Genomic DNA, 12,924 nt, shown 5'->3' on the forward strand with positions numbered 1-12,924 from the left:
AAAATATAGTATTTCATGTTACAGTAAATAATAAAAAGTATATTTTTGCGTTCGTAACTATAGGTTATTTTCTGGTAAAAAACAGCTAAATAAAATTATTAGAACAGATGTTGCTAATTAAATGTTAATTATTATATTGCAGCACCTAAATTTATCACCTAAGAATGAGTATGAAAGTAAACAAAATTGTAGTCTTGCAATTAATGATGTCAATGGTATTGATGTTGGGCACGGCTAGTTGTAGCAAAAAATCGAGTTCGAGTCACGCTTCAAGAGCAACTGGCTGGGATGTAGATAGTCAGAATGGAACAGCTGCTAGAAATGCTGGGAAAAAACAACAGGCTGGACCTGGATTAGTTTTTGTTGAAGGAGGTACGTTTACTATGGGTAAAGTACAGGATGATGTTATGCACGATTGGAATAACACACCAACTCAACAACACGTTCAATCATTCTACATGGATGAAACCGAAGTTACTAATGGTATGTACTTAGAATACCTAGAGTGGTTAAAGAAAGTTTTCCCGCCAACAGAAGAAAATTACAAAAATATTTACGAAGGAGCATCTCCTGATACTTTAGTATGGAGAAATCGTTTAGGTTATAACGAAACGATGACTAACAACTATTTAAGACACCCATCTTATGCTAACTATCCTGTAGTTGGTGTTAACTGGATTCAAGCTGTTGAGTTTAGTAAATGGAGAACAGACCGTGTAAACGAGGCTGTTTTAGAGAAAAATGGTTATCTTAAAAAAGGTGCTAAAACAAATGATGTAACTGCTGAAAGTTTATTTAACACTGAAGCTTACGTTGCATCTCCATCTACAACTTATGGTGGAAATGAAGAGTTAGTATTAAAGAAAAACCCTAACGGAAGAAGACCAAAAGCTGGAAAAGACGGTGTTGTTCCTGAAGAGAAAAACGTATATGCACAACGTTCTTCTGGTATCATTTTACCAGAATACAGACTTCCTACTGAAGCAGAATGGGAATATGCAGCGGCAGCTGATGTTGGACAAAGAGAATACAATATCTACAAAGGACAAAAGAAATATCCTTGGTCTGGAGATTACACACGTTCTAACAAACGTAAAAACAGAGGTGATCAATTGGCTAACTTTAAACAAGGAAACGGTGATTACGGTGGAATTGCAGGTTGGTCTGATGACGGAGCTGATATCACAAATGCTGTGAAAAGTTATGCAGCTAATGATTTCGGTTTATACGACATGGCTGGTAACGTTGCAGAATGGGTTGCCGATGTTTACAGACCTATTATTGATAACGAAGCAAATGATTTCAACTACTACAGAGGTAACCAATATGCTAAAAACAAAATTGGTAAAGACGGTAAAATTGAAATCGTTTCTACAGCAACTATTAAGTATGACACTTTAAGTAATGGTAAAGTTGTTGCAAGAAACCTTCCTGGAGAAATTGCTCAGGTTCCGGTTGATGAACAAGAAACTTACTTAAGAACAAACTTCAGTACAAGTGATAATATCAACTACAGAGATGGTGACAAACAATCTTCAAGATATTTTGACTTTGGAGATTCTGAGTCAGGATCAAAAGCTGATCAGGCAATGTACAACTCTCCTAAGCACAATATCACTACTGATAGTTTAGGTAAAATGATTAGAAAATATGATAACTCTAGTAAACGTACAACTTTAATCGATGATAAAGTAAGAGTTTACAAAGGAGGTTCTTGGAGAGACAGAGCTTATTGGTTAGATCCAGCTCAAAGAAGATACTTCCCTCAGGATATGGCAACTGATTACATTGGTTTCAGATGTGCAATGTCTAGAGTAGGTGCTAAAACTGAAAGAAGAAAATCACCAAGAAATTAAGATAAAGAAAATTTCATAAAAAATTCCAAATTCCAAAGCTGCATTTTCAGTTCGGAATTTGGAATTTTTTTATTGCTTTTTTCTACTTTTATAGTCTATAAAAAAGATATTAAATGAATATTCAGGAAATTCATAACTTGTTTTTGAAATGCCAATCTCTTTCAATTGATACTAGAAAAATTGAAAAAGGTTCTATGTTTTTTGCCATAAAAGGCGAAAATTTTGATGCAAATACTTTTGCTAAAGAAGCAATGGATTTAGGTGCATTATACGTTGTTATAGATAACGAATCTTATTTTATTGACGACAGAACTATCTTAGTTAATAACAGTCTAGAAACACTGCAGGAACTGTCGAAATTTCATCGTAATTATTTAAAACTTCCAATTGTTGCGCTTACAGGAAGCAATGGAAAAACAACGACGAAAGAGCTTATTAATGTCGTTTTGTCTAAGAAGTTTAAAACAAAAGCCACTATTGGAAATCTGAATAATCACATAGGTGTTCCGTTAACGCTGCTTTCTTTTACAAAAGAAACTGAAATTGGAATTGTAGAAATGGGTGCTAATCATAAAAAAGAAATAGAATTTTTATGCGAAATTGCCCAACCTGATTATGGCTACATAACTAATTTCGGGAAAGCCCATTTAGAAGGTTTTGGCGGTGTGCAGGGGGTTATTGAAGGGAAAAGTGAAATGTATCAATATTTGTTAAAAAACAATAAAACTGTTTTTGTAAATCTTGAAGATCCGATTCAGATAGAAAAATCAACCGGAATTAAAAACTTTACTTTTGGTGTAAACAAAGAATCTGCCGATTTAAAGATTAAAAACATTCAGGCAAATCCTTTTGTGGTTATAGAATATGAAGATTTTAAAGTAGAATCGCATTTAATTGGACTATATAATGCGAATAACATCAACGCTGCAGTTTCGATAGGGAAATATTTCAATGTAGAAGATGCTTTAATAAAAGAAGCTATCGAGAATTATATTCCGGCAAATAACAGGTCTCAATTGCTAAAAAAAGGTTCAAATGAGATTATTTTAGATGCATATAATGCAAATCCAAGCAGTATGGCTGTGGCTATTACTAATTTTCTGCAATTAGAAAATCAAAATAAAATAATGATTCTGGGCGATATGTTTGAACTTGGAAATGAAAGCCATGAAGAGCATAAAGCTATTGTAGATTCTCTATCTAACCAGAATAAATCAAAATGTTATTTGATTGGAAAATCATTTTATGAAAATAAGATTTCGAATGAAAATATTCAATTTTATGAAACATTTGATGCTTTCGCAGCTTATCTAAAAACAATTGAATTTAAAGATCATACGATTTTGATAAAGGGCTCCAGAGGAATGGCTTTGGAACGCACTTTAGATTATATCTCATAAAAAAAAGATCCGACACTTCTGTCGGATCTTTTTTTTAAATACTCATCAAGAAACCAATTAAGTTTTCTTTCTTATTCAGCCCCAGTTTTTTTCTAAGTCGGTAACGGGCAAGCTCGACACCGCCGCCAGAAATATTCATAATTTCGGCAATTTCTTTTGTGGACATATTCATTAATAAATAAGTCGATAAATCGAGTTCTCTAGGTGATATTGTTGGATATTTCTCTTTTAAACGCTTTAAGAAATCAAAATGTACATTCTTAATGTGTTTTTCAAGATCTTTCCAGCTTTTGTCTGTATTTACTTCTTTTACAATGCTTTTGTGTAATTTGTTAAACTCAAATTTTGTCGAATCGTCTAGGATGTTGGTATCAATGTCTTTTAATTTGTGGATAATGCCATTTAGGACCTTGTTTTTCTTAACAACTTGTAATGAGTTATTGACTAATTCTTTATCCTTTGCCAGAATTTTTATTTGAAGTTTGTCGTTTTTAAGTTTTTCAATTTCTTTTTCAAGTTCGTGCTGTTCGTACCTGATTTTGGATTCTTTTTCCAGGTATAATCTTCTTTGTTCAATAGTTTCGTAATATTTATTTTTTCTAATCTTAGATTGAATTCTGTTAGATATAATATAAACTGCCCCAATAACCAAAAAGAAGTATAAAAGATACGCCAGAAAATGGCGGTACCAAGGAGGTGAAATCGTAAATTTTACTTCGCTGATATCAGAAATGATTCCGTAGCTGTTTTTAGCTCTTATTTTCATAATATAGCTGCCTTCTCTTAAGTTTGTATACTCTTTTATAGCCACGGTAGACCAATTTCTCCAGCTGTCATCAAATGGTTCTAATTTATAAGAATACATTAGATTTTCCTGATTTTCGTAAGTTGGAGACGAAAAAGTAAATTTAACATGATTTGAACTGTATGGCAGTCTGAATTCTTTAGAAACAGTTTTTAAATTTCCAATTAATATAGTGTCTTTTGGAAATGAAAAGCTTTCAATAAAAGCCTTTGGTTTAGTTATAAACGAATTAGGTATTTTTGAGTCATAATGTGTTAAGCCGTCTGTTAATCCAATAAATATATTGCTTGGATCGATTGTGTTTACTGAAATATAATTATTTACAAGGTTTCCGGTAAGATTTGAAAAAGGGGCTTGGTTTCGGGTAAAGCTGCCATTTTTGTTTTTTAATAAAACTCCCAGCGATTCGTTATATGAATACCAAAGATTTCCATTTGAGTCTTCGATCAGAGTATTAATTACTGGGATATTCTCGAATAAAGCGCTGAGTTTTTTGTCTTCAAAAAATGATTCTTGTTCCTGAGAATATCTATAGAAATGATTTTTTGCCTGAAAGTAAATTTTTCTATTTATATACTGTAAGCTTTCGATTCCTTTGTATTTATCTGAAATTTGAGTGTGTTTTTTGATATGATCAAATCTTTTTAAATCGCTGGAAAGCGTCATTTGATATAAATATGGATCTTTTTTCAGCCATAGATAATTTTCATCTAATTCAATTTCAAATGTGTTTGTCGTTTCATCAAAGCCTTCTACCTGATTAACATATTCAATTCCGTTTGGCCCGTTTTTAAATATCGAAAAGCCATTATAGCTTTCACCTATTATATAATTATCATGGCCGGGAATGGCTTTAAAACCAAAATATCCTTTTGTGTCTAAAATTTTTGACACCTTATTGTTGTTTATTACTAAGGCTCCGCTGTTACTGGCACATAATAAAGTATTGTTTATTACCTGAACATTCCAGGCCTGAGCAATTGTACCTTCTACTTTATTAAAAGGTTCGTCTTTAAATGATTTATTCCAAGGATGATAAAATAATCCCTGATTGGTTGCTACATATAAATTTTGATTAAAAATTACCGATGAATAAACAGTTCCTATATTATAGCTGTAATCGAAAAAAGTAAAAGGAGAGTTTTCATTGATAAATGTAATTCCATTATCAAGTCCAAGCCAGAGATTGTTTTTATTGTCTACAAATGAAGTTAAAATGGTATTATTTTGAAGGCCTTTTTGACGATTAAGATGCTGAATTATTTTTCCGTTTAAATCGCAGACGATAAATCCATTTAGAACTGAATTTAAAACTATAAATTTATTTTTAATTATACATCCGCCCAGTGATGTGTTTTTTTTGATGAAGTCATTTGCTTCCGTATTCCATGGCGTAACCGATTTCCCATCTGAAACAAAAAGTCCTTTTTCAAGTGTAGCCATTAATAGTTTGTTATTCGGAAGAGGAAATACAGACCATATTTCCTTATCATTAAAAACAGTTGAGCCTTCAATTGGTTTTAGTTTCTGGTTTTTGTATTCCAGAATTCCTAATACTTTATCCTGAAAGTAAAGTTTATTATTTACTAAAAATGAAAATTGAAATTTATTAGGAGCATTTATATGTCTTAATTTATTGTTTTTGTAGAAAAACACTTTTGTAAATGACTGAAAAATTACCTCTCCTTTATATATATGTATTCTCCATATTAAATTGATATTCTTGTTAGTACTTTTATCAATTAACTTCGAAAGAGAATGATACCTTAAAACACCATTTTGGTCGCTGTTAAAATATCCAAATTCATCATTTCCTCCCACAAAAATTTTTCCGTCTGAATCAATCTTAACACTTCTAATTGCAGTTCCGTTAGGTAAAGAATATTTATGCCAGGTTGATCCATCAAATTGAATCAAGCCGCTGTTGTTGGCAAAGTAAATATTTCCATTTTTATCCTGATCTATATTCCAGTTTTGAGTTCCTCCTTTATATTCTGTTCTTTTATAATTTTTTATTTGAGGTAATCCAATATTTTTTACCTGCCCAGACAGCATATTTGACAGATGTATAAGTACAAACGTTAAAAAAAATGATTTTATGAATTTCATAATTTTATGAGAGTATTTTTATAAGAAATGTTTTGTTTTTTGATTTAATCTTAAATAACGGTGTTGTTAATCAGTACTTTTTCTTGATTTTTTCCTAGAAAAGCTAAAATAATTGTTTTTCAATAAATGTAGTGTTTATTTTTGTAATTAACATTTTAATAACATTCAATATTTTTTATTTAAAATATTAAAAATCAGTTTTTTACAAAAAAAATGATGTGTTTTTGTAATGTATAAAAATTTAGTTTGATGTGTTTTTGTAATGAAATTTAATTACCAATAGTAAAAATTTAACTTTATTATTGCATCAAATTACTAATTAATTAACCAAAATTTTTAGAAAAATGAAATTAACAAAATTACTTATCTTTTGTGTTTCATCTCTATTGTTCTCAGTTATCGCAATGGCACAGGATGTTACGGTAACCGGAACTATTAATGATGAAAGTGGAATGCCCGTCCCGGGAGCAACAGTTTTAATTAAAGGAACAAATAAAGCTACAGCTTCTGACTTTGATGGAAAATTTCAGATCAATGTTCCTTCTAATGGAACTTTAACAATTAGTTTTGTTGGATACGTTACTGTACAGGAAGCAGTAAATGGAAGAAACAAAATAAGTGTAAAACTTCAGCCGGAATCTCAAAACTTAAATGAAGTTGTTGTTGTAGGATACGGAGTTCAAAAGAAAAGCGTTGTTACAGGAGCAATTTCTAGTGTAAAAGGAAAGGATTTAGAAAATCTTCCAATTACCAGAATTGAGCAGTCTTTACAAGGTAGAGTTTCTGGGGTTTCTATTGCAGCAAATGCTGGTCAGCCAGGTTCTGCTTCTACAATTAGAATTCGTGGATTTACTACATTAAACAATAATGATCCTCTATGGGTTGTTGATGGTGTTGTGGTAGACAACGGTGGTATTGGTTACTTGAATCAATCAGATATTGAATCTATCGAGGTTTTAAAAGACGGTGCTTCTGGAGCTATTTATGGTTCTCGTGCAGCAGCAGGGGTTATCATTGTTACTACTAAAAAAGGTAAAGCAGGAAAAATTTCTGTAAACTATACTGGATTTGCAGGTACATCTCAGGCAGCAAAGAAGATCGATTTATTAGATGCTTCTCAATATGTAACAATCATGAACGAAGCGTATACTAATGGAGGTAAAGCACCATTGTTTCCAACTGTTAATGGAAGCGGCCAGCCTATAAACTATGGAAAAGGTACAAATTGGCAGGATGCTATTTTTAACAATCATGCACAGCGTTATTCTCACGAATTAAGCTTCAGCGGAGGTAATGATGTTTCTACATTCTATATGTCTTTTGGTATTACAGATCAGGAAGGTATTGTGACTACAGATATTTCTAATTATACAAGAAAAAATATCCGATTAAACTCTAATCATAAAATTGGAAAATTCATTAAAGTTGGTCAGACTTTAGGATATTCTAATGAAAAAACGATTGGAATTGGTAATACAAATGACGAATTTGGAGGACCGTTAGCATCTGCAATCAACTTAGATCCGTTGACTCCAGTTATTGAAACTGATCCTTCTAAAACAGGTCCAGGTTCAATTTATGCTAATCCAAATACTCTAAAAGATGCAAATGGTCATTACTATGGTATTTCTACTATTGTAACACAGGAAAACACAAACCCATTAGCATACACGCAGACAAGATTAGGAAATAATGATTTTGCAGAAAATTTTGTTGGTAATGTTTTTATTGAAGCAGAGTTATTGCCAGGTTTAAAATTTAAATCTTCTGCAGGTGCAAAATTAGCTTATTATGGTTCTGACAATTTTACTCCAGTGTTCTACTTAAACGGAGCTACAAAAAGAGATAAAAATGAATTGTTCAGATCATACAAAAAATCATTCAGCTGGAACTGGGAAAACACTTTAAATTATACTAAAAAATTTGGTGATCACAATTTCAGTATCTTAATTGGTAAAGGTACTTATGTAGATGGTATTACATCAGGTAACGATGCTACTTACCAAGGAATTCCAGCAACTACTCATGATGAAGCGTCTTTCAACGTAGATATTCCATTGGCTGATAAATTTGTTAATGCTTATAATTCAACAGCAGTTGAGCACAGAGTAGAGTCTTTATTCTCAAGATTAAATTACGACTATAAAGAAAAATATATTTTTACAGGTATTATTCGTCGTGATGGTTCTACACGATTTGGACCAAACCACAAATACGGAACTTTCCCTTCAGTATCACTTGGATGGGTACCATCTAAAGAAGGATTCTGGAAAGAAAATAACGTTGTAACTAGTTTAAAAATTAGAGGAGGTTATGGTGTAACAGGAAATGACTCTTCTCCTGATTTCTTATACCTTTCAACTATTGGTAACAAAAGAAATTATACTATTGGAGGAACACCAGTTCCAGGACAAAGCCCTAACGCTATTCCAAACCCTGATTTGAAATGGGAAGAAACTAAACAAGCAAACATTGGTTTTGAAAGTACACTTTTCCACGACTTCAATTTAAGTGTTGACTTATTTAACAAAAAAACATCAGGTATCTTAATGAAAGTGCCAATTCCTGGATATGTTGGAGCAAGTGGTGATACTTATGCCAACTTAGCAGATATGGAAAATAGAGGTGTTGATATTGAATTAGGATATCGTAAAAAAATTGGTGCATTGAATCTTTCTGTAAACGGAAACTTCTCTTACATCAAAAATGAAATCACTTATATTGATAAAGGAGTGAATTTTATTGCAGGAGATGAAACAGTACAATCAACTTCTTATGAAATCAACAGAACTCAGGTTGGTCAGGCTTATAACTCATTTTACGGATTTAAAACAAACGGTATTTTCCAGACTCAGGCAGATATCGATAATTACAAAAATGCAGCAGGTGTAGTAATCCAGCCAAATGCTAAACCAGGAGATTTCCGTTGGCAGGATTTAAACGGAGATGGTAAAATTGACGGTAACGATAGAGATTTCTTAGGAACTTCATTACCTAAATTTACTTACGGTTTAACTTTAAACTTAGACTATAAAGGATTTGATTTATTAGTTTTTGGTCAGGGAGCTGGCGGAAACATGATTTATCAGGGATTACGAAGATTAGATATTACAAATGCGAACTACCAGACAGAAGTTTTAGGTCGTTGGACAGGACCAGGATCAACAAATTCTTATCCTAGAGTTACTGTTGACGATACAAACAAAAACTTTAGTAATCCATCTGATTTTAATTTACAAAAAGGTGATTTCTTCAGATTCAAAACAATTCAGTTTGGATATTCATTCCCACAAGAATGGATAAACAGTATTTCATTAACAAAAGTAAGACTGTACTTAACTGGAGAAAACTTGTTTACGATTACAAAATACACTGGTTTTGATCCAGAAATTGGAGGACCTACTACAGCTGGAATGAACAATGTACAAGGTGTTGACAGAGGATACTATCCTCAGGCAAAATCGTACATGTTAGGAGTTAATTTGCAATTTTAATTAAAAAAATAAAATATTATGAAACTTATAAGTTTTAAACAATCATTTATCGCTTTTGGAGTGTTATTGGCACTTGCATCGTGCGATACAGATGAAAAGTTGGAAGTAAAAGGTGATGGAGTTGTACTCGAACAAGATTTTTACAGAAATGAAACAGAAGCTTATTCTGGTTTAGTAGCTGCATATGATAAATTAGGTAAATACGCTGGAGCTATGGAAAACGCACCTTTGTTATTCTTAAATTCTGCATCAGATGATTTTTATGCAGGAGGTGGAGGAGCAGGTGATCAGCCAGGACTTCAGGTAGCATCAAATTATTCTATTACTCCAACTAATATACCGCCAAATATTTGGGCAGATTATTATAAAGGGGTTGCAAGATGTAATATCATGGTGGTAAAATTGCCAGGTATTTCTATGGATGAAACTAAAAAAGCAAGATTCATGGCAGAAGTAAAAGCTTTACGTGCTTATTACTACTTAGACCTTGTAAGAATGTTTAAAAATGTTCCATTGATTTTGACGCCATTAACAAAAGAAGAAATTCCTTTGGTTATGCAGGCTGCACCAGCAGATGTTTATGCTCAAATTGAAAAAGATTTAATTGAAGCAATTCCAAACTTACCAATAACATTACCAGCTAATGAATTAGGACGTTTGACAAAAGGAGCTGCAACAGCACTTTTAGGAAAAGCTTATTTATATGACAATAAAAAACCTGAAGCAGCGGCACAGTTCGCTTTAGTAAATGGTACTCCAGGAGGAACTAGCAGCTACGGTTATAAATTGATGGATAATTTTGCTCAATTATGGGATAAATTACATGAGTTTAATAGTGAGTCAATTCTTGAAATCAGCTACTCTGATAAATCAAATGCTGATTGGGGTAACTTTGAAAGAGGTGATGATGAAGGTAACGTAGCAGCTCAGTTAATGGGTATTAGAGATTATTCAAGAAAAGCAGCAGGTGTTACTGCGGGATTACCAGATTACATTAATGGATGGGGATTCATGGTAGTTACAAAAGATTTACAAACTGCTATGCAGGGAGATCCTCGTTATGCTTCTACAATTTTTGATGCAGGAACTTACAGAGGTACTGGAAATGATGATCCAAACGGACTTTTAAAGTATACTGACAGTTATAACGAAACAGGATATCACTTTATAAAATATGCACCAGTTAATGAAGATATTAAAGCTGCAAACCCTTTCCTAAACTTTGGAATTAACACTTATGTTATTCGTTTAGCTGATACATATTTAATGGAAGCTGAAGCTTTAGGAGGAACAGGAGCAAGAGCACAAGCATTACTTGATGCTGTAAGAGCTAGAGTTGGACTTGGATCTGTACCAGTTTCTTTAAACGCAATTTATGCAGAAAGAAGATTAGAACTTGCAGGAGAAGGACACCGTTGGTTTGACTTAGTTAGAACAGGTCAGGCAGCAGCAAAACTTGCTTTTAAAGGATTTACTGCTAATAAAAACGAAGCATTCCCAATTCCTTATAGTGAGTTTAACAACACTAAAATGGTTCAAAACCAAAATTATTAAAAAATACATATGTTAATGTTTGAGCCGAATGATAGATTAATCGGAATAATCTACTCTTCAAACAAGTTCATTTATTAATATATTTTGAGTTAAGTTAAGTTTAAGTTTGGTTGTCAGAATAGCCCATATTCTTTATTGATTATGGGCTATTTTTTAAATCAGTCTGTGCTTAATTTCCAAGAAAAATAAATCAAAAGCCTATAGACTAACAAACATATACAATGAAAAAAATGAAATTTATTATCACAACTTGTTTATGTTTCTCTTTATCTGTTTTTTCACAAACAAACCCAAAAAAGCAGGTACAGAAATTTACAACAGCCAACAAAAAAATAACCGTTTATACTACTGCAGCAGATACCAATCTTAAACTAACTGCGACAGACAACTTAAGTTTTACAGCTTCGAAACAACCTGTTGAAACAGAAATATCAGTTTTTGTAGAGCCTTCAAAAAAGTTTCAAACCTTTATGGGAATTGGTGGTGCTGTAACAGATGCCAGTGCTGAGATCTTTGCTAAATTATCAAAAGAAAAACAAACCGAATTTTTAAATGCTTATTACGATGCTCAAAAGGGAATTGGGTATTCATTGCTAAGAACAACGATTCAAAGCTCTGATTTTAGCAGTGGAAGCTATTCTTATATCGAAGAAGGAGATAAAGATTTAAAAACGTTTTCAATTGATCATGATAGAAAATACAGAATCCCATTAATTAAAGATGTTATAAAAACTGCAGGAGGAAAATTACTGACTTACGCTACGCCCTGGTCACCAAATGCATTCATGAAAAGTAATAAAAGCGTACTAAAAGGCGGAAAATTACTTTCAGAATATTTTCAGCCATGGGCAAATTTTTACGCAAAATTTATAAAAGCATATAATAAAGAAGGTATTCCAATCTGGGGGACATCGGTACAAAATGAACCAATGGCAACACAAACTTGGGAATCTTGTTTATATACAGCAGAAGAAGAAAGAGATTATATAAAAAACTACTTAGGGCCAACACTTAAAAAAGAAGGGCTTGGAGATGTAAAAATTATTGCATGGGATCATAACAGAGATTTAATGGTACAGAGAGCCAATGTTATTTTCTCAGATCCGGAAGCTTCAAAATATGTATGGGGATTAGGCTTTCATTGGTATGAAACCTGGACAGGAGCACAGCCAATGTTTGAAAACGTTGCCAGAGTGCACGAAGCTTATCCTGATAAAAAACTAATGTTTACCGAAGGATGTGTAGAAAGATTTGATGCGGCAAAATACCAATTTTGGCCAAATGCAGAACGATACGGAACTTCTATGATAAATGATTTTAATAATGGAACTGTTGCATGGACTGACTGGAATATCCTTTTAGATCAGTTTGGCGGGCCAAATCACGTTGGTAATTTCTGTTTTGCTCCAATTCATGCTGATACAGTTACAGGAGAATTAATTTACACACCATCTTATTATTACATTGGACATTTTTCAAAATTCATTCGTCCAAATGCTGTTCGCGTAAGTTCTTCAGTAAGCAGAAGCTATTTATTGAGCACGTCATTTTTAAATACCGATGGCAAAATGGCAACTATTGTTATGAATCATACCGATAATGAGATTACATACAATTTTATTATTGCTGAGGAAAAAGCAATTGTAAAAATTCCTGCTCATGCAATCCAGACACTAGTATATTAATTTATATAAAACAGTTTTTCT

Annotated in this window: 6 protein-coding genes; 5 read left to right on the forward strand and 1 reads right to left on the reverse strand. The window is 32.5% G+C overall.

The genetic code is table 11. The annotated features are described in order from the left end of the window. Positions 1 to 170: 170 nt before the first annotated feature. Entirely contained in the window at positions 171 to 1,856 is a 1,686-nt protein-coding gene (gldJ, locus tag ACTJIW_RS09555) for a gliding motility lipoprotein GldJ (protein ID WP_012023633.1), read from the forward strand. Between the two features lie 113 nt (positions 1,857 to 1,969). Further along, entirely contained in the window at positions 1,970 to 3,256 is a 1,287-nt protein-coding gene (locus tag ACTJIW_RS09560; RefSeq protein WP_440714534.1) for a UDP-N-acetylmuramoyl-tripeptide--D-alanyl-D-alanine ligase, read from the forward strand. A gap of 34 nt (positions 3,257 to 3,290) precedes the next feature. On the opposite strand, the gene ACTJIW_RS09565 is transcribed toward ACTJIW_RS09560, so the two are convergent. Beyond that, positions 3,291 to 6,170 carry a triple tyrosine motif-containing protein gene (locus ACTJIW_RS09565; RefSeq protein WP_440714533.1) on the reverse strand — a complete coding sequence of 960 codons (2,880 nt, stop codon included), beginning with the start codon at positions 6,168 to 6,170 and terminating at the stop codon, positions 3,291 to 3,293. Positions 6,171 to 6,514: 344 nt separating this feature from the next. Between ACTJIW_RS09565 and ACTJIW_RS09570 the strand changes: the two genes are divergently transcribed. From ACTJIW_RS09570 to ACTJIW_RS09580, 3 genes are all read left to right on the forward strand, one after another. Continuing rightward, on the forward strand, positions 6,515 to 9,664 hold the full coding sequence (locus tag ACTJIW_RS09570) for a SusC/RagA family TonB-linked outer membrane protein (RefSeq protein ID WP_012023636.1): 3,150 nt from the start codon (positions 6,515 to 6,517) through the stop codon (positions 9,662 to 9,664). A gap of 18 nt (positions 9,665 to 9,682) precedes the next feature. After that, a complete protein-coding gene (locus ACTJIW_RS09575) occupies positions 9,683 to 11,218 on the forward strand; it encodes a RagB/SusD family nutrient uptake outer membrane protein (RefSeq protein WP_121362406.1) in 1,536 nt (511 codons plus the stop codon). A 221-nt stretch (positions 11,219 to 11,439) separates the two neighbouring features. After that, positions 11,440 to 12,903, forward strand: a complete 1,464-nt coding sequence (locus ACTJIW_RS09580; protein ID WP_440714532.1) for a glycoside hydrolase family 30 protein — start codon at positions 11,440 to 11,442, stop codon at positions 12,901 to 12,903. Positions 12,904 to 12,924 lie beyond the last annotated feature (21 nt).

The organism is Flavobacterium sp. 22659 (assembly GCF_052044235.1).
In the GTDB taxonomy this organism is placed as follows: Bacteria; Bacteroidota; Bacteroidia; order Flavobacteriales; family Flavobacteriaceae; genus Flavobacterium; species Flavobacterium johnsoniae.